Origin of the sequence: Clostridium sp. cel8 (genome assembly GCF_014050525.1) — a bacterium.
GTDB lineage: Bacteria > Bacillota > Clostridia > Clostridiales > Clostridiaceae > Clostridium_B.
Genome location: NZ_JACGAG010000017.1, coordinates 1 through 19893, shown reverse-complemented (window position 1 = coordinate 19893; position 19893 = coordinate 1). Strand labels below are relative to the sequence as shown.

Sequence of the window (19893 nt, the reverse complement as noted above, 5' to 3'; positions counted from 1 at the left end):
GCTATTTCACCTCAAATTTATATCCAACACCCCAAACAGTTTGTATTTGCCAATTTGATCCACCTTGAAGTTTTTCTCTCAATCTTTTGACATGTACATCTACTGTTCTTGAATCTCCAGGATAATCATATCCCCAAACTTCACATAAAAGTTGTTCTCTTGTAAATACCCTATTTTTATTACTTGCCAAATAATATAAGAGTTCAAATTCTTTAGGAGGCATTTTTATTTCCTTATTTTTATATAAAACTATATAAGAATTAATATCTATTGTAAGATTTTCAAACTTTAAAACTTCTTTGCTATCATTATCACCACTATATCTCCTAAGAACCGCCTTAATTCTAGCAAGCATTTCCTTTGCCTCAAAAGGCTTAACTATATAATCATCTGCACCTAGTTCAAGACCAAGTACTTTATCAAATGTTTCACCTTTTGCAGTTAACATAATTACTGGTGTTTCATAATCCTTTCTAATCCATTTTAATACATCTATCCCATCAATATTAGGAAGCATTATATCAAGAAGAACTAAATCTGGTTTATATTGAAGAAATACTTCTTCAGCAGATTTACCATCATTAGCTATTTCCACTTCATATCCTGCACTTTCCACATACATCTTTATTACTTCACATATATTTTCATCATCATCAACAATTAATATCTTTCCTATTGAACCCTCCATATATATATATCTCTCCTTTACTAAATGTAATGCCCTTTTATTAAATTATAAACAATATAATAAAAATAATGTATAATTCTCATAATAATAATTTATCACATACTTAATATAGTATAATAGCTTATATTCAAAATGTAACAAATAAGTTACAAATAAGAAACTTATCTCACTAATACAAAACTTGAATATTTAAAAAGAGGCAGCTGACAAAATTAAAATTTTGTAGCTACCTCCTTTTAAATTTATTAGTCTTCGAACAATTTACTAACTGACATATCTCCATATATTCTCTTTATAGCTTCTGCAAATACTGGTGCTATAGATAATATAGTAAATTTATCTAGCATTTTTTCTTCTGGCAATTTTATAGTATTAAGCATAACTAATTCTTTTATAGCACTATTCTTTATTCTTTCAATAGCCGGACCTGAAAGTACAGCATGAGTACAACAAGCATATACTTCCTTTGCTCCTCTTTCTATAAGTGCATCTGCTCCATTTGTTATAGTTCCTGCTGTATCTATCATATCATCTACTAATATAACTGTTTTATCTTTTATATCTCCAATTATATTCATTACTTCTGAAACATTAGGCTTTGGTCTTCTTTTATCTATAATAGCTATTTGTGTATTAAGTTTATCTGCAAATTTTCTAGCTCTTGTTACACTACCAAGGTCTGGAGAAACTACAACCACGTCATCTCTATTTCCAAAACCTTTTTCTACAAAATATCTAGCAAGTATTGGTGCTCCTAATAAATTATCTAACGGAATATTAAAATATCCCTGAATTTGAGATGCATGTAAATCCATTGTAAGAACTCTATCTGCACCAGCTGCAGTTAATAGATCTGCAACAAGTTTTGCAGTAATTGGATCCCTTGCCTTTGCTTTTCTATCCTGTCTTGCATAACCATAATAAGGCATTACAGCTGTAATTCTTCCTGCTGATGCTCTCTTAAAAGCATCTATCATAATCAAAATTTCCATTAAATTATCATTTACAGGATTGTTAGTTGATTGAATTATAAATACATCTCTTCCTCGTACTGTTTCATTAATATCTACTGATATCTCTCCATCACTAAAAGTTGAAACCTTTGAATTTCCTACATCTATTTTTAGTATATCAGCTATTTCCTTTGCTAAATCAGGATGAGAATTTCCTGTAAAGATTTTAATGCTTTTTCCATGGGTTATCATTTCTTTTTTGATCCTCCTAAATTTTATTTAATCAATCCTTTTTGTATAATCCTTTTTTGTGCACCCAATCTTTTTTGTTTACCTGTCTAGCTCTTGCTATAGAAAGTGCTCCTTCAGGAACTTCCTCTGTTATAGTAGAACCTGCAGCTATGTATGTATTATTATTGACTTTAACAGGAGAAACTAGATTAGTATTACATCCTATAAAAGAATTATCTCCAACTATGGTCTTATATTTCTTTTTTCCATCATAATTAACAACAACTGTACCACATCCAAAATTACATCCTGAACCAACTTCTGCATCTCCAATATAAGTAAGATGAGATACCTTCGTTCCATCACCAATTGAAGATTTTTTTATTTCAACAAAGTCGCCTATTCTCACCGAAGTACCTATTACACTTTCAGGTCTTATATATGCAAATGGTCCAACTGTAGTATTTTGCCCTATTTTACTTTCCAATATAACTGAGCTTTGAACTTTTACATTTTCATCTATTATGCTATTCTCTATTCTAGATCCTGGATACAATATACAATTCTTTGCTATTTTTGTACAACCTTGAATAACATTTTGAGGGTATATTATAGTATCTTTTCCAATTTCTACATCAAAATCTATATATGTAGTAGCTGGATCAATTAAAGTAACTCCATTTTCCATATGTTTTTTATTTATTCTATCTCTCATTATTTTTTCTACTTGGGAAAGCTGAAGTCGTGAATTTACGCCTCTAGTTTCTTCAAAAGGAATGGTAAGTGCTCCTACTTTTTTTCCTGATTTTTTAAGTACTTCTATTACATCTGTTAGATAATATTCACCTTGAGCATTGTCATTTGTTATTTTATCTAAACTTTCAACTAAACTTTCTATGTCAAAACAATACATAGATGAATTTATCTCATTTACTTTAAGTTCTTCTTCAGAGCAATCTTTATGTTCTACTATCTTTGAAACATCGCCATTTTTTTCTCTTATAATTCTACCATAACCATAAGGATCATCAACTAAAGAGGTTAATATAACTGCACTATAACCTTCTTTATTATGAAAATCTACAAGTTTTTTAATACTACTTTCTTTTATCAAAGGTGCATCACCTGTAAGTACAACTACAGTGCCTTTTTTATTTTTAAGAAAATCCTTAGCACATATAATTGCATGTCCCGTTCCTAACTGCTCTTTTTGAATTGAGAAATTAACATTTCTTGATTTAGTTGCTTCTTTTACCTTTTCCAGTCCTGTTCCTATAACTAAATCTATATCAATTATTTCTGCTTTTTTAAGTTCATCAATAACAATATTTACCATTTCTTTTCCACAGACTTTATGAAGCACTTTTGGTATAGAAGATTTCATCCTTTTTCCCTTACCTGCTGCCAATATTATAGCACATTTATACATTTTAACACCTCTTTATAGCATTAACTATATCCTATAACATATATTAACGTATATTATATAAAGCATTCAATATTATTATATTTTATATATTCACTATTTGCAACTATATACATAATAAAAAGGAGTATTTCTACTCCCTTTTATTCCTATGCATTATCCTTAGCAATAGTTTCTTCACTTTTTACCTTTTCATATTCCTCAAGAATAGCACTCTGAATTTTCTCTCTTGTTTGAGTGTTAATTGGATGAGCAATATCCTTGAATTCTCCATCAGGAGTTTTCCTACTAGGCATTGCAATAAAAAGCCCATTTTGACCTTCTATAACTTTTATATCGTGAACAACGAATTCGTTATCAAAAGTCACAGAAACAATAGCTTTCATTTTACCCTCAGTAGTAATTTTTCTAACCCTAACGTCTGTAATTTGCATATAATCCACCTCCAAGATGCTTATGTATATACTATTCTCTAAAATTTATATTTTTCCTTCTTATTTTTTAAAAAACTGAAAAATTTTTTAAATTCTATTTATTAATTAACTTAGATAAACTTAGACGGAAAAAGCTGTGCCTCACCTTTCTCATCAATACCTTTGAAATCAACTATTGAAACATAATCTTGAACTAGTTTCTTAGAAATATCTATATTATCCATAAGAACACCAATTCCTAAAAGCTTACTATCAAATTCCTTTAATAGATTAATTATCCCAACAGCTGTTCCTCCTGCCTTCATAAAATCATCTATAAATATACATTTACTTCCTGGTTTCATGGCTTTCTTTGACAATGACATATTTTGAATTCTACCTGTAGATCCTGAAACATAATTTATTGTAATTGTTGAACCTTCAGTAAATTTGGTTTCACGTCTAGCAACTACCATCTGAACTCCAAGCATTTTTGCTACTTCATAAGCAAGTGGAATTCCTTTTGTTTCAACTGTAATTACATAGTCTGGATTTTTATCTATAAATTTTGAAGCTAGAATAATTGCAGCAGTATATATTATTCTAGGATTAAACATAATATCAGTAATATACAGAAAATTTCCTGGTATTATTCTATCTTTATTTTTTAAAATAATACATAAATTTTCGGCAAATTCCAAACTTTTTTCTTGTGATATCCCACATATGTACTTTACTCCACCTGCTGCTCCAGATACTGTTTCTACCTTACCTATATTAAGCTTACTTAGTGTATCCTTAACCATAACTATATCTTCACTTATTGTAGACTTTGCAGTGTTAAATAATTCGGTAAAATTATTTAAACTAATTATTTTATTAGGATTTTCAAGTAAAATTTTTGTTATAGCGGCTATTCTATGATTTCTACTTATCTTGTTGTGCATTTTATCACCTATCTATTAGAGTTTTGCGAATAATTTATTTAAATTTTATTCTATTATTCATATTGTATTCTAAAATTGAGCGTTAATCAACAATTATTTAATATTTCAGCTATCCTGCAATAATATATTTTATTGATTTAATATAAATTTTTAATAATAAATTACTTAATTATGTTTTTTCATCTCATTTTTGTATATAATTATTAAGAAATGTAATTTATGAGGAGTGAGTCCATTGTCATTTGATTTTATAAAAGATAAACATAAAAAAGTACATTTTATAGGAATAGGCGGAATAAGCATGAGCGGCCTTGCAGAGATTCTAATAAAAAAGGGGTTTAAGGTATCGGGCTCTGATATGAAATCATCACCCTTAACAGATAAATTAAGTTCTCTTGGTGTAGAAATATATATAGGACAAAGCAAGGAAAATATAAACTCTGACATTGATCTAGTTGTTTACACTGCTGCTATTTCAGATGATAATCCTGAATTATTAATGGCAAAAGAATTAAATATTCCAATTATGATAAGAGCCGAGTTTTTGGGGCAGATTATGAAAGGTCATAAATATAATATAGCTATTTCAGGAACGCACGGGAAAACTACTACAACATCCATGTTATCAACTATCGCTTTAAGTGCAAATTTAGATCCAACTATATTAGTTGGTGGAGAGCTAGACATAATAAATGGAAACGTAAGAGTTGGGCATAGTGATTATTTCATAACAGAAGCCTGTGAATACAAGCGTTCATTTTTAAAATTTTTTCCTTATATAGGTGTAATTCTAAATATAGATAAAGATCATTTAGATTACTACAAAGACATTGATGATATAGAAAGTGCATTCATAAAATTTGCAAAGTTAATTCCAGATAATGGATACCTTGTATGCTGTAGTGATGATAAAAAAATGAAAGATATAATTTCAAGTGTAAGTTGCAACGTAATTACCTATGGAATTGAAAGTGGTACTTTAAGAGCTAAAAATATAAGTTATGACGAAAAGGGATGTGCAACTTTTGATGTTTATAAATCAGATGAATTAATATTATCTGTAAAATTAAACATTCCTGGTAGACATAATATATTGAATTCTCTAGCAAGTATAGCATCATCTTTAATTATTGATATACCTAAAGGTAAAATAACTGAAGGACTTGAAAATTTCAAAGGTGCTCATAGGCGATTTGAAATTAAAGGTAAAAAAGATGGTATAACAGTTATAGATGATTATGCTCATCACCCAACTGAAATAAAGGCAACTTTAAATGCTGTACAAAATTATCCTCACAAAAAAGTGTACTGTGTTTTTCAACCACACACATTTTCAAGAACATTGAGTCTATATAAGGAATTTGAAGCATCATTTGACAAAGTTGATGAACTTGTATTAGCTGATATTTATGCAGCAAGAGAAAAGGATACTCATGAAGTAAGTTCAACTATGCTTGCAAAAAGTATAGCAGACAGAGGAGTACCTTGCAAAAATATTCATGATTTTAACTCCATAGTATCATATTTAAAGGGAAAGCTAAAATCTGGAGATATATTGATTACTATAGGAGCCGGTGACGTATTTAAAGTTGGAGACATGTATCTTCAATAATAATTTTATATAAAATGTGTAAAACCCTTCAATGTAGTAAATACTATAACTAATTACTACATTTGGAGGTGTTTTTAACTTGAAAAATTTTTTAATATCTGCTTTAGTTGATATTGTATTAATTTTCCTATCTTATTTTATATTTAAGAAAATATTAAACGGACCAACTAGACATAAAATATATGAAAAATTGTTTAGTTCCTTTGCCAAGTTTATAATTTATATATTTGTTATAACAATATTAATAAATGCGATTATGGCAATTATCTTGTATAGAACTTTATATATAGCTTATATAAATATAATAACTCCTTCTGTAATTTCAATTTTAGTTGGATTTTTAATGTCTACAGTACCAACTAAAGGATCTGGAGATTCTAAAGGCAATGAACATTTTATTTGAATAATTTTATAAATATATAAATTTCTAAATTGTTTTCATTTAAAGCTTGACACAACGAATAATTTATGAAAAACTTAAAGAGAAGAAATATAAAAATTTAATAACAGATTATAGGTTCAGTTTGCAACTGATTAAAAGGGAAGTTAGGTGAAAATCCTACACGGTCCCGCCGCTGTAATAGTGGAGTCTTTATTAAAGTGTCACTGATAAATCGGGAAGGCCATAAAGACGTAGATACTTGAGTCAGAATACCTGCCTATAATTTAATCCATTTACTCTACGAGCGATAGAGTGGGATTTCGCAAATTATTGTAATCTTGATTATAATAATTAATCCCTAAGCATCTCTATGCTAAAGGGATTTTTTAATAATATAAATAATTTTAAAGGTTAAAGGGGAATTTTTTATGCATATAGAAGATGGCATATTGTCACCTCAATCATGGGGAACATGGTATGTAATAAGTACAATATTTGTAGTTCCAGGTATTAAAGAAATAAAAAAAAGAATAAAAGAAAACTTATACTACAAACCTTTTCTTGCAATGGTAGGAGTTGCTGTATTCATTATATCCTGCATGCACATTCCAGTACCTGTAACTGGATCTTGTTCTCATCCATGTGGTACTGCACTTGCTGCAATAATAGTTGGACCCTTCGCATCTACAATTATATCTTTAATATCTATATTTTTTCAGGCAATATTTTTAGGACATGGTGGTATAACTACTATAGGTGCAAATAATTTTTCTATGGGTATAATTGGTAGCATTTCTGGTTATCTTATTTGGAAATTATTGAGATACTTCAAATCTCCTATATGGCTTGCTGCAGGAGCTGCTGGAATAGTCGGCGATTTACTTACATATCTAACTTCTGCTTTTGAACTTGCACTTGATCTTCACGGTAATATTCCATTTTTTAAAGAATGGATAATATTTTTTATGGGATACGCTCCAACGCAGATACCTCTTGCAATTGCTGAAGGAGTATTTACAGCCGTAATATTACAAACTATGATAAATAGACGTCCAGATCTTATGCCAAATGTTATTTCAACTATCCAAAAAAGGAGTGAAAATAAGTAATGAATTCAACTTCTAAAGATAACAATTATACTTCAAAATTCTTAGATGGATTTACGAAAGTAATACTAACTGTAATGTTTATTATTTTAATATTTATATTTATTTCTGCAAGATATATGTATGACCATAATATGGCAGCTAGCGGAACAGATGATAAAGTAAATACAATGGCAACAAATATATCAAAAACAAAGAGTCATCCATTCATCGAACTTCCAGGTGATGCAGAAATTGGAGCTTTTTCAGTTACTAGCTTCTGCTCAGGTCTAATTGTAGGACATCATTGGGAAAAACTTTTTAGCAAATCAAATTCAAAAAGAACTTTAAAGGATGAGTAGATTATGGAATTATCTAATTTTCATCACTTCAATAATTTAAATACTCCTCTTCATCGTGCAGATGGCAGATTGAAAACTATATTATTTTTAAGCACTATAATAGCTGCTACAATATTTTCACACTGGTATTTTGTAATTGCATTTTTCATAATCTCCTTAGTGTGTTTTAAAAGCTTACAAATTCCATGGAAAAATTTATTTTTGCGACTACTCATTCCTTTTACAATGGCATGGCTTGTATTTTTAAGTATTATATTTACAAAAGGAAGTCATGTATTGACTTCAATACACCTTGGAAGCATACATCTAAATATATACAGAGAAGGCATTGACTTCGGAGTACTAGTTATTCTGAGAATTATAACTGCTGTAAGTCTAGCTTCTGTTCTTTCATTTAGTACCCCTATGATAGAAATTTTAGAAACTTTAAGGATTCTTAAAGTTCCATCTATAATTATTGACATAGCAAGTATGATGTATCGATACCTATTTATAATTGAACAAACTGCTCATAATATAAGGAAATCTCAGATTAGCAGACTTGGAGGTACATTACCTTGGATTAATAGGATAAAAGATTCCGGAAAAATTGCGCTCCATGTACTAGAAAAATCTTTAGATAAAAGCACTAAAATATATAAATCCATGCTAAGTAGATGTTACAATGAAGATATAAATCTGGTAACTTTTTTTACCTATCCAATACCTAAAAAACAATTAATTATTCTAATGCTTGTTGAAGTCACAATCATATTTACATTGATTTTAGATATCTTAATTTAATTAGAAAAGGTGATTAAAAATGGAAGCTATAAACCTATCCCATGTAAATTATAATTATATAAGCGGAACTAAGGCTCTTAAAAACATAAATATGAAAATAGAACAGAAGGAAAGAATAGCAATACTTGGGCAAAACGGTGCTGGAAAATCAACTCTTTTTCAACTTTTTAATGGACTTCTTACCCCTTCTTCAGGTAGTATTTTTATAAATGGAATTAAACTATCTAAAAAAAATCTTTCTAAAATAAGAAAAGAAGTGGGAATGGTATTCCAAGACTCCGATGATCAACTTTTCAATTCAAACGTGTATCAAGAAGTAGCCTATGGTCCTTTAAATATGGGACTTAGGGGAAAAGCACTAGAGGAACGTATAAATTGGGCCTTGGATTCAACTAAAATATCAGGATATGAAAATCGTAAACCTCATAGTTTAAGCGGAGGTGAAAAGAAAAGAGTTGCTCTTGCCAGTGTGCTGGCCATGAAACCTAAAATACTAGTATTAGATGAACCAACTATGGCTCTTGATCCTATTGGTGTTTCTCAACTTATAAAGTTACTAAATTATATAAATAAAAAACTTGAGATAACTATAATATTTTCCACTCATGACGTAGATATAGTTCCTCTACTAGCTGATAAAGTATATGTATTAAATAAAGGTGAAATAATCTTAAACGGCAGTCCAAGTGAAGTATTTTCAAAACCAGATTTATTGAGAAAAGTAAATTTAAGATTACCGAGAATTGCCCACCTCATGGAGATTTTAAAGAGGGATGGATTTATAGATTGCGATAATCTTCCTCTGACTATTGGTGAAGCAAGAAGATTTATTGAAAACAGCTTAAAATTATAACTTTAATGGAGATGACTGTTATATGTGTAAAAATAGGAATTTAATAAAAAACATATTAAAAAATATAGATGCTGCTATTTTTGACATGGATGGAACTTTGCTTGACTCAATGGGAATGTGGGATGATATAGATGAAGAATACTTGAAAAAAAGAAATATAGATCTTCCATTAAATTTAAAATCTGACATAGAACACATGAGTTTTAAAGAAACTGCACAATACTTTAAAGAAACTTTCAATATAAAAGACTCCATTGATGTTATAGAGAAAGAATGGTATGACATGGCTTTTAAAAGATATACAACTAAAAAAATGATAAGACCCCATGTAAAAGAATTTTTACAGATTTTAAAATCAAGAAATATTAAAATAGGTCTAGCTACCAGTAATTATATGGAAACATCTATATCCGCTTTAAAAACAAATGAAATATACAGTTTTTTTGATATTATAGTTACAACCCAACAGGTTAATCGCGGAAAAGATTTCCCAGATATATTCCTATTAACTTCAAATAAATTAAATGTTCCCTGTAAAAATTGCGTAGTTTTTGAAGATTCTCTTCCTGCCATAAAAGCTGCTAAATCCGCAAATATGAAAGTAATTGCAGTAAATGATCTTTATTCACCACATAAATGGGAAGACATATTAAAATATTCTGATGCTGGAATTGAAAGCTTCTCTGAAATAACATTTGATTTCAAGTAAAATATTTTATTCACATTATCCCATTTTGTGAATATATTATTATAGTAGTAACCTTTTTAGGAGTATATTATATGATAGCCTTTTTATTTTTTGCAATCATAGCCTCATCACTGGCAACTTTCTATCGTTTCAAAAATCAAATAGCAGCTCAAAGGAAACAGATCATACTTTTGAAATATGAAAATGACAAACTAAAACATAAATTAAAGAATCAGAATTAATCATAATTCTGTTCTTTAATTTATATTAACAACTTACATTATTATACTATCCTTGTATTCAGGTACTATATTAATTATATCCTTCTGACAACAATATTTTATATCATCTTCAAGATTTAGTCCTTTCATAACTTCATAATGCCTAGCATATTTTATAAAACTAAATATATCAGTATTTTTCTCATATATATATTTAGCAGTTTTTGCTATATCCGTAAGTTCTATATTATCTGTTTCCTTTAATATATTTTCTATTATATACCCACTGCAGATAAAATCATCCATAGAAAACTGACCTTTTGTACCAGCATTAACTAGTACAATATCATTGTTTAATTCAACTAATCTTTTTGCAGCATACTTTGCGTTTATCATAGCAGCTATTATTATATTTTTTGCACCGTTGCTGTTTTTTATAGCTTTAGTTCCATTTGTAGTTGTCATAACAAGTGTCTTATCTTTAACTGCATTTTCAGTATACTCAAGTGGGGAATTTGAAAAGTCAAAATTCTCTATTATAACAGCATTTCTTTCTCCACCAAGTATATATTTTTCTCTATCTTTAGCTATTTCAAAAGCTTCTTTCACTGTTAATACAGGTATTACTCCTTTACATTTATTATAAATTGCAGTAATTATAACAGAGGTAGCTCTTAACATATCTATTACAACTACGGAATTATCATGAATCTTATCATATTTTATATCATCTGCCGATATAATTACATCTATCTTCATACTCTTTCCCCCATCCAATTTAATATTTATCCCCCATAGTTAATACCTTGATATATATTATTGTCACTAAGGCACTTATCTATATCGTTTAATATTTCCCATTTTTTTAAACTCCACTTTGGTTCAATTAAAGACTCTCTTGGTGCATCACCTGTAAGCCTGTGTATAACTATATTAGGATTTGTATATGAAAGTGCTTTGCAAATTAAACTTACATATTCTTCTTGTGTCATAAATTTCAATTTTTTATCTTCATAAAATTTAACCAACGTTGTATTTTTCATAAGATGCAACAGATGAAATTTAACTCCTTGAATCCCAATATTAGAAACATATTTTACAGTATCAAGCATATCATTCTGATCTTCTCCAGGTAATCCAAATATTATATGCACTACAACATCAATATTTCTCTTTCTTAGTTTCTTAACTGCATCTTCAAATACATTCAGCTTATATCCCCTATTTATTGTAAGTGCAGTACTGTCATTTGAGGTTTGAAGTCCAAGTTCCACCCATGTATATATCTTTTTATTAAACTCAGATATTAAATTAACTACATCTTCTCCAAGACAATCTGGCCTTGTAGCTATAGCTAGACCTACCACACCTTCTTCTTGTATTGCCTCTTCATACTTTTTTCTAAGAACTGAAACAGGTGCATAAGTATTTGTATATGCTTGAAAGTAGGCAATATATTTACCATTTTTCCACTTCTTATTCATAGCCTTTTTTATATTTTGAAATTGATCATGTATAGACATATTTCTATTGCCTGCAAAATCTCCTGAACCCTTTTCACTACAAAATATACATCCTCCTGTCCCTATAGTACCATCTCTATTAGGACATGAAAATCCACCATCTAAACATATCTTAAACACTTTAGAACCAAATTTTTGTCTTAAATAATAATTTAAAGTATAATACCTTTTATCCCCCCAAAACAATAATATCAATCCCTTCAATAAAATAATATAATTTGAATTTCAAATATATATTATATCACATTCTAACTGCTTTAAATTTAATTAAGTCAAGTTGCCATTTACCTATAATATCAGATACAGAAGTGTCATCATTCTTTTTTGCCACAACATCAAAGTTAAGCACATCATCATCAAAAGAAGAAAAATCTATATCTACTTTATCCATTGGAAATTTTTCCTCAAACTCATAATCTATCATATCTCCATCGTCAATTATATAAACTCTAATGCAATTACCTATATCCTTATTATTATACTGAACAGCTAAAAACTTCTCATCTTTTGAAAACTCCATAAAATTTACTTTAGAATCTTTTAAAAAATCAAGTGTAACTATCTCCTTTCCAATTGGCTTTTCTACAACATCCTGATTACCTTCACTATCTTGACTGTCCTGTCCGCTATCTCCTTGTCCTCCATCTTGCATATTACCTTGAACTGACATAGATTGATCTATCTTTATAACTCCAATATAGGAATTTTTATCATAAGTTGTAACTCCAAGCATACTACCATCATAGGAAAAATTCATTATTCCTAAATTATATTTAGGCACAGGAAGTTTATCTAAATTTGCCTCATCATTTTTCGCAAATACATAATTAGGAAATGACTTAAGTGAAATAATCATACTTGTATTAGCTGAATCTTTACTTTTCATTCTAATTTTATTTTTATATACAAACGCCTCCTGCTCAACTGCATTATCTATCTTAGATATTTTATACTCATTATTTTCTTTAACTACTTTTATAGAATATTTGTCTAAACTTGCAAAAGGTTCATCAATATATGACCTTGAAACATCAATTAGAAAAATTGCTGACTGTCCAATCTTACTTTTATCTTCTACATTATATCCCCAAATTCTAAGTTTACTATTTTCATTATTCACAGGAGATTTTAAAAGATCTTTTGAATATAACTTTTTTATACTTTCAGTTTCACCTTTCGTTAAATACTTCATGTAAGTTTCAACTATATTCGAAGCTAACTTCATATCAAATGTATCTTCAAAGCTATATTCCTTTTTTATACTTTTAGCACATGATGTAAAAAAAATAATACATATTAAAAATGAAACAATAAAAACAACTCTATTTCTCCTATTCACTTAATTTCACCTCTTTTTCGTAACTCTAAATATTATTTTTTCCTTAAATATAAATTTAATTTATAATACATTTTTTCAATTTAAATTTATATATTTATATAAATGAGTAAATTTCATTAAATAGTAATTATGGGAGGAAGTTCTTTGAATAAAAAATTATCATTATACTTTCAGATAGCAGCAGTATTTATAGGAACAGTAGTTGGTGCAGGTTTAGCTTCTGGTCAAGAAATAAGCCATTTTTTTACTGTATATGGATACAAAAGTTTTTTAGGAATATTCATATGCCTAATTGTATATATATTAGTATCATTTTTTATAATAAATATAAGTTTAAAATATAATCTTAAATCCTATGACAGTTTAATCTCACTTGTAAGTCCTGGAATTTTAGGCGTTATAATAAACTCTTTAACCACATTTTTTCTAATAGGTAGTTCATCTATAATATTAGCTGGAAGTGGTGCATTAATACATCAATATTTCAATATATCTAAATGGTTTGGAATATCTGCTATGATATTAATATCTTTATTTGTACTATTTAAAGATACAAACGGATTAATAAAAATAAATTCATTTATAGTTCCCTGCCTTGTAACTATTATTATTACATTATTTATCTTATACATTATTTTTTATAGCAGTATTAATTTAAACGATCTAAAAAATGTGCATCCTTTAAAAAGCAATTGGGCACTATCCTCATTGTTATACAGTGGATTTAACATACTTTGCTGCAGCGGTGTGCTCGTCCCTCTATGTAAAGATGTAAAAGAAAAAAAGCCTCTATTAAAAGGTGTGGTAATTGGAACTTTAGGTCTTACATTGTTGACACTTATAATAAATTTTCTATTGATGCTTAATGTTCCTTATATATTTGAATATGAAGTTCCTCTTTTATACATAGCAAATAGATTTGGTAAATTTGTTCAGACACTACTTCTATTTGTAATGTGGCTTGAAATGTTTTCAACTGAAGTATCCGATATATATAGTGTAGGTAAAACCTTAGAAGATATTTTAGGTATTTCTTATAAAAAATGTGTTATATTAGTAATTTTACTCACAATACCAATATCCCAAATAGGATTTACAAAACTAATATCCTACTTATATCCTGCCTTTGGTACAATTAGCTTAATATTTATAATTAATTGTCTTATGTTTTATCTAAAACATCTAGATTGATAATTTATATAATACAGTATATAATTATTATTTATTGAAAATTAATCGAGGTGCTTTTTTAAATGTTAGATGAATTGAAAAAATGCAATCTCTGTTCAAGAAACTGCTATGTGGACAGATTAAGAGGTAATCTTGGATTTTGCAAGGCAGGGAAAAACGTAAAAATAGCAAAAGTTTCTCTACATAAATGGGAAGAACCATGTATATCTGGTACTAAAGGCTCCGGAACAATATTTTTCTCAAATTGTAATCTTAAATGTGTTTTTTGTCAAAATCACATTATAAGTTCAGAACACTTTGGTAAAGAAATTTCTATAAATCGTCTAAGTGAAATATTTCTCGAACAACAAAAAAGGGGAGCTCACAATATAAACTTAGTGAGTCCAACTCACTATATTCCTCAAATAAAGCAAGCAATATCTATTGCCAAATCAAAGGGATTAAATTTACCTATATTATTTAATACTAATAGTTATGCAAATTTGGAATCAATAAAATCACTTAGAGGATACATAGATGTGTACTTACCAGATTTCAAATATTTTGATGACAAATATGCTATAAAGTACTCAAGTGCACCAAATTATTTTAACATTGCATCTAAAAATATACATGAAATGGTAAAACAAGTAGGTAAAATTAAATTCGATAAAGATGGGATTATAAAGAAAGGCGTAATAATAAGGCATTTAATGCTTCCTGGACTTTTATTTGACTCAAAAAAGATAATGGATTACATAAATAAAAATTTTTCACATTCAGTTTATATAAGTTTAATGAATCAATACACTCCAACTTATAAAGCATATAAGTTTCCTGAAATAAATAAAAAATTGAATCCTAAACATTACTATTCAATGATAAATTATTGCATTTCAATTGGATTAACCAATGGATTTGTACAAGACACAGGTACTTCTTCTAAGGACTTTATACCTGACTTCAACTTAGATGGAGTATAATTTTAAAAAGCATAAAAAATAACGGCACAACGCCGTTACTTTTTTATTATATCTTATACTTTTCCAAATCAGCTTTAAATGATTCAGTTATCTCTTTAAATTGTCCTATTCCATCTACAAGTTTTTGAATTTCATTAGTATAATTAGAAACATTTGCACTTACTTCCTCAGAAGAAGCTGAATTTTCTTCTGCAATAGCTGCCAAAGATTCTACATTTTTATAAATTCCTTCAATTGAACTTGCCTCCTCATTGAGTTTTGTAATTGTTTCTATCATTGACGAAGCTACTTCTCCAATTGAAGTTGTTGCCTCATAACTTATATTCCTAACTCCTTCAAGATTTTTAGTTTCTCCTTGAAGAACGCCAAATTGCATTTCTATCTTATACACTAATGCTTTTATATCTTTTACAAAATTAACTAAATTAAAATTAATTTCCTCTACCGAACTTTGAGATTGCTCTGCAAGTTTTCTTACTTCTTCAGCTACTACTGCAAATCCTTTCCCATGTTCTCCTGCTCTAGCTGCTTCTATAGATGCATTTAATGCAAGTAAGTTAGTTTGTTCCGAAATATCTGATACCATAGAAACTATATTTGTAATGTCTTGAGCTTTTGATTGAAGATCTATACCTTTATCCTTAACTTCTTGAAATTGTTCAAGTATATTAAGTATATTATCGCTTGTACTTTTTACATTTTTGTAACTATTATTTATTTTCTCTATTGAATGCTCAAGTTCCGTCTTATTTTTGTTTTCATTACCTACAATTGTCTTTAAATTATTTATATTTTCATTTAGCACAGATGCTACATTTCCTGTATTTTCAGCCTGATTTACAGCACAATTTGCTACTTCATCTACTACTCCAGCTATATCATTTGACGTATTGCTCATTGAGTTAGCTATCTTATTAATACGTCTAACAAAAGTACCCATTTCATCTGTAACACCTTTAAATCCAACAAAATCTTTTCTCACATTCTTTTTATGTTCACCTAATAACTTGTATATATCCTCAAAGAAATCATTAGTTTCAATGCTTCCATCCTCTAAATAGCTGCTTTCGTTTATTTTTAAAATATTATCTTTTATAATTGACTTAGGCCTCATTAAAAGGGATCCTGAAACATATGAAGCTATAAATGCTGCTACTGAAATTATAAAACTCTTTAAAATACTATCTATTCCAAATGACAAAAGGGAAACTATTAAACAAATTATAAAATTAAATATACCTATTTTTGCTCCTATATTTCTTATAAATCCAAATGAAAGTAATTTATTAAATTTATACACCTTTTTATAATATATATCATTATCAAAAGTAAATTTAAATTTTACCGAAGTATCTGTTTTTTCAATTTGCTCTACCTTTAATTCTTCATTAAAAAATTTAGCACTTCCCTCTATCATTCCCATAAGGTAATCAAACATACCTCTTTTAGATCTGTACTCAAATATTGCCTCTCTTCTTGATATAGGATATATCTTTACAAGAGGTGGCTTGGCTCCTGGAAGTTTTTTAGTCATAACAACATGAACATCAAACATGGATTTAAAAAACGAATACAAATTCTCATGTCTAAAAAATGCAGGATAATCCCTATGAAATGCATTTATATTATCTAGTCCTATTTTTTTCCAAACTATATTTTCTTTTTCATTTGTTGTACTAGATATATTTTTAATTACATTATTTACTGTTTTATCATCTACATCTTCAGCAGGGAAAAATACTTTTGATGGATTCCATCCTACTGAACTCATAGCATTATCTACAATTTCATCTCCATACAGTTTTCTGCAAGTTTTCATCCATGTAGCAACAACAGTTCCCTTCATTCCATCACTCCCTAATTATACTTTTTATATTATTTAAATATGTTTACATTATAGGTCATCACTAAGTAAAGAATAAGTAAAGAATTAATAAAAGTTCCTACAAAACTAGCTTAAATTTATCTCTAATTTATATAATTTTAAAATTGGTTTAAAATCTTTGGTTCCCACAGTTTCAGTTCTTAAAGTTCCTCTGTTGCTTATAAGTAATACCTTATTATTATCTAATTTCTTTATTTGCCTAATAGCTCTAATACCTTTATATTCTAAAAGAAATATAGAATTGTTTTCAACTTCTTGAGTTAAGTGACCTAATACAAGATCTCCTTCCTGTATCCTAAAACCAAGCATATCATCATCTTGTACCTTTATATATACAACTTTATCTTTTGAATACCCATCTATCTTATTATTTATAACAGGTAATTTTCTAAATCCCATTGATTTTGTTAAACTATAATCATATATTGGCACATCTTTTAATATTTCAGAAAAAGCATCACTCCAAACTGAATTTATCTTTTTCTCCTTAACTGGAGTTGAGTATTTGCTTTTATCTTCTTTATAAACTTCTTCTTCAAAGTTCATAGTGACATCGTTTATTTCTTGGCCTAATATTTTAGATAACCTATCAATTACACTTTGATTTGCTATTCTTCTTCCAATTTCTACTTCATTTATAAACTTTTCAGAAACTCCTAGCTTCTTTGCCAGCTGTTTTTTACTCATTCCCTTTGTTTGTCTTGCTGCTTTTATTTTTTCTCCTACTCTACTCATAATAATCATCCTTCTCGTAAATATGCTATTTTTTATTTTGTTGCTGTTTTTTAAACCATTCTCTTTCATCAATAAGATTTTCAAGTAAATAGTCAAAAGTCCATTCACAGGAAGTTTTAGTTATTACTGCAAAAATAGGTTTAACATCAAATGACTTTTTAATATTATATATAAGTTTATTTAATTCATCTTCACTTACATCATTAAATAAAACAACCTTCTCATCTGGTAAATTCTTTGAATTATTGCTGCTTATATTGCCATTTACTATATCTTTTAGCTTATTACCAACCATAGATTTCTCAATTATTTTATGTTCTAACTTGGTATTTCCCAATTTTATGTTATCTATAGCTTTATTCTCATTTTCATTTAATCCATAAGTTAATATCATCTTATTTACGTTTTTTTTCACAGTTTTATACATCCTTTCAATACTCAAATTTTAATATTCATATGTAAAATCATTCATTTAAAAGTCTATAACTTAAATCTATTATTTCTTTATTTTTTAAAGAGTTAAATATTTTTATATTTCCTGACTTATTATTACAGCCTGCTATAATTCCATATTTTTCTAATTGCCTCTTAAGTTGATTTACAGTGCCTAAGCTTCCATCTAATATATTGACATTCTTACCCATTTCATTTAGCACTTTATCAAGAGCTTTTTTTATAAATGGATAATGGGTACAACCTAAAACTACTGCTGATATATCATCATCTATAAATGGCAAAAACTTATCTTTTAAATAAGTTTCTACCTCTTTTCCATAAGTAAGACCACTTTCTATAAGCTCTACCAGTCCAGGACAAGGCATTGGTTCTATATCGCATTTTATATTATATCTTTTTACTAGATTATAAAACTTCTCTTCTGATAAAGTTACAGGAGTCGCCATTATTATAATTTTTCCCTTTGACATACACTCAGCTGCAGGCTTTAAAGCTGGCTCTATTCCTATTACAGGCATATGATCTTCATACTTTTTCCTCAAATCTTCTATAGCTATGCTTGTAGCTGTATTACAAGCAACAACAAGTGCTTTAATATCTTGACTCAATAAAAAATCTACTGCATTAAAAGTAAGTTTTTTTATTTCATCTGATGTCTTTATTCCATAAGGTGCTCTAAAAGAATCACCAAAGTATACAAAATTTTCATTTGGAAGTATTTTTACTGCATATTTTAGAACACTTATACCTCCAACTCCAGAATCAAAGAAACCAATTGGCCTTGCTTTAAGATCCATTCTATCACCTCATATTATGTCTATCTTATACAAGTTAAAAACATATATTTAATAAATTTATATAAATATTACACTTTATTCCTATATTATATAACATAGATATAAACTATACAAACTTAAATTTTATACTATAAATTTATCATATTATCAAAATTTATTCTGAATTATTACTATTGACATATTGAAATATAAATTATAAAATCAAAAATATAATTAAACCTGTAATTTTTTAATATATGTAAAAAGAGTACTTACTCTTTTATTATTTATTTAGGAGGTTTACCATGTTAAAAGATTTAATTTATACAATATCAAAAGATAATCATACTGAAAAAGCACTTAAGGAAATTTTAAATTCACA

21 protein-coding genes and 1 riboswitch are annotated in these 19893 nt (G+C 28.2%); of the genes, 9 read left to right on the top strand and 12 right to left on the bottom strand.

The window, feature by feature from the left end; translation table 11 throughout:
• Window position 1 precedes the first annotated feature (1 nt).
• The 5 genes from H2684_RS11775 to purR all read right to left on the bottom strand — a co-directional run bounded on the left by H2684_RS11775 (window position 2) and on the right by purR (window position 4658).
• Window positions 2-688 carry a response regulator transcription factor gene (locus H2684_RS11775; RefSeq protein WP_182089597.1) on the bottom strand — a complete coding sequence of 229 codons (687 nt, stop codon included), beginning with the start codon at window positions 686-688 and terminating at the stop codon, window positions 2-4.
• 245 nt (window positions 689-933) lie between these two features.
• Complete coding sequence (locus H2684_RS11770) at window positions 934-1893, bottom strand: ribose-phosphate diphosphokinase (protein ID WP_182089596.1); 960 nt, start codon at window positions 1891-1893, stop codon at window positions 934-936.
• A gap of 31 nt (window positions 1894-1924) precedes the next feature.
• Window positions 1925-3301: a bifunctional UDP-N-acetylglucosamine diphosphorylase/glucosamine-1-phosphate N-acetyltransferase GlmU gene (glmU, locus tag H2684_RS11765; protein WP_182089595.1), complete on the bottom strand. Its 1377-nt coding sequence runs from the start codon at window positions 3299-3301 to the stop codon at window positions 1925-1927.
• 146 nt (window positions 3302-3447) lie between these two features.
• On the bottom strand, window positions 3448-3732 hold the full coding sequence (spoVG, locus tag H2684_RS11760; protein ID WP_182089594.1) for a septation regulator SpoVG: 285 nt from the start codon (window positions 3730-3732) through the stop codon (window positions 3448-3450).
• Window positions 3733-3842: 110 nt separating this feature from the next.
• On the bottom strand, window positions 3843-4658 hold the full coding sequence (gene purR, locus H2684_RS11755; RefSeq protein WP_182089593.1) for a pur operon repressor: 816 nt from the start codon (window positions 4656-4658) through the stop codon (window positions 3843-3845).
• Window positions 4659-4893: 235 nt separating this feature from the next.
• On the opposite strand from purR, the gene murC reads away from it, so the two are divergent.
• The 7 genes from murC (at window position 4894) to H2684_RS11720 (ending at window position 10444) form a co-directional block, all read left to right on the top strand.
• The gene (gene murC, locus H2684_RS11750) at window positions 4894-6270 is read left to right on the top strand and encodes a UDP-N-acetylmuramate--L-alanine ligase (protein ID WP_182089592.1); all 1377 of its coding nucleotides are present in this window, start codon (window positions 4894-4896) and stop codon (window positions 6268-6270) included.
• A 79-nt stretch (window positions 6271-6349) separates the two neighbouring features.
• On the top strand, window positions 6350-6673 hold the full coding sequence (locus tag H2684_RS11745; RefSeq protein ID WP_182089591.1) for a hypothetical protein: 324 nt from the start codon (window positions 6350-6352) through the stop codon (window positions 6671-6673).
• Window positions 6674-6768: 95 nt separating this feature from the next.
• Window positions 6769-6948, top strand: a riboswitch (cobalamin riboswitch).
• 132 nt (window positions 6949-7080) lie between these two features.
• Window positions 7081-7761 carry an energy-coupling factor ABC transporter permease gene (locus H2684_RS11740; protein WP_182089590.1) on the top strand — a complete coding sequence of 227 codons (681 nt, stop codon included), beginning with the start codon at window positions 7081-7083 and terminating at the stop codon, window positions 7759-7761.
• The gene (locus tag H2684_RS11735; RefSeq protein ID WP_182089589.1) at window positions 7761-8099 is read left to right on the top strand and encodes a hypothetical protein; all 339 of its coding nucleotides are present in this window, start codon (window positions 7761-7763) and stop codon (window positions 8097-8099) included. The genes H2684_RS11740 and H2684_RS11735 overlap by 1 nt, the downstream gene beginning before the upstream one ends.
• A gap of 3 nt (window positions 8100-8102) precedes the next feature.
• Window positions 8103-8882 carry a cobalt ECF transporter T component CbiQ gene (cbiQ, locus tag H2684_RS11730; protein ID WP_182089588.1) on the top strand — a complete coding sequence of 260 codons (780 nt, stop codon included), beginning with the start codon at window positions 8103-8105 and terminating at the stop codon, window positions 8880-8882.
• A 19-nt stretch (window positions 8883-8901) separates the two neighbouring features.
• Window positions 8902-9735 (top strand): ATP-binding cassette domain-containing protein, encoded by an 834-nt coding sequence (locus H2684_RS11725; RefSeq protein WP_182089587.1) that lies wholly within the window; start codon window positions 8902-8904, stop codon window positions 9733-9735.
• 22 nt (window positions 9736-9757) lie between these two features.
• On the top strand, window positions 9758-10444 hold the full coding sequence (locus tag H2684_RS11720; protein WP_207719468.1) for an HAD family phosphatase: 687 nt from the start codon (window positions 9758-9760) through the stop codon (window positions 10442-10444).
• 254 nt (window positions 10445-10698) lie between these two features.
• Here the strand turns inward: H2684_RS11720 and H2684_RS11715 are convergent, their stop codons facing one another.
• Genes H2684_RS11715 through H2684_RS11705 form a run of 3 tightly spaced genes read right to left on the bottom strand, consistent with a single transcriptional unit; the run spans window position 10699 to window position 13506 of the window.
• Window positions 10699-11403, bottom strand: a complete 705-nt coding sequence (locus tag H2684_RS11715; RefSeq protein ID WP_182089586.1) for a 2-phosphosulfolactate phosphatase family protein — start codon at window positions 11401-11403, stop codon at window positions 10699-10701.
• 26 nt (window positions 11404-11429) lie between these two features.
• On the bottom strand, window positions 11430-12359 hold the full coding sequence (locus tag H2684_RS11710) for a TIGR01212 family radical SAM protein (RefSeq protein WP_182089625.1): 930 nt from the start codon (window positions 12357-12359) through the stop codon (window positions 11430-11432).
• Between the two features lie 49 nt (window positions 12360-12408).
• On the bottom strand, window positions 12409-13506 hold the full coding sequence (locus tag H2684_RS11705) for a hypothetical protein (protein ID WP_207719466.1): 1098 nt from the start codon (window positions 13504-13506) through the stop codon (window positions 12409-12411).
• Window positions 13507-13635: 129 nt separating this feature from the next.
• Between H2684_RS11705 and H2684_RS11700 the strand changes: the two genes are divergently transcribed.
• Window positions 13636-14697, top strand: coding sequence for a transporter (locus tag H2684_RS11700; protein ID WP_182089585.1), 1062 nt, complete (start codon window positions 13636-13638; stop codon window positions 14695-14697).
• 62 nt (window positions 14698-14759) lie between these two features.
• Window positions 14760-15659: a radical SAM protein gene (locus H2684_RS11695; protein WP_182089584.1), complete on the top strand. Its 900-nt coding sequence runs from the start codon at window positions 14760-14762 to the stop codon at window positions 15657-15659.
• A 46-nt stretch (window positions 15660-15705) separates the two neighbouring features.
• Here the strand turns inward: H2684_RS11695 and H2684_RS11690 are convergent, their stop codons facing one another.
• From H2684_RS11690 to murI, 4 genes are all read right to left on the bottom strand, one after another.
• On the bottom strand, window positions 15706-17505 hold the full coding sequence (locus H2684_RS11690; protein ID WP_182089583.1) for a heme NO-binding domain-containing protein: 1800 nt from the start codon (window positions 17503-17505) through the stop codon (window positions 15706-15708).
• A gap of 105 nt (window positions 17506-17610) precedes the next feature.
• Window positions 17611-18279, bottom strand: coding sequence for a helix-turn-helix transcriptional regulator (locus H2684_RS11685; RefSeq protein ID WP_182089582.1), 669 nt, complete (start codon window positions 18277-18279; stop codon window positions 17611-17613).
• A 25-nt stretch (window positions 18280-18304) separates the two neighbouring features.
• Entirely contained in the window at window positions 18305-18694 is a 390-nt protein-coding gene (locus H2684_RS11680; RefSeq protein WP_347707551.1) for a DUF3783 domain-containing protein, read from the bottom strand.
• 49 nt (window positions 18695-18743) lie between these two features.
• Window positions 18744-19532, bottom strand: coding sequence for a glutamate racemase (murI, locus tag H2684_RS11675; protein WP_182089581.1), 789 nt, complete (start codon window positions 19530-19532; stop codon window positions 18744-18746).
• Window positions 19533-19893 lie beyond the last annotated feature (361 nt).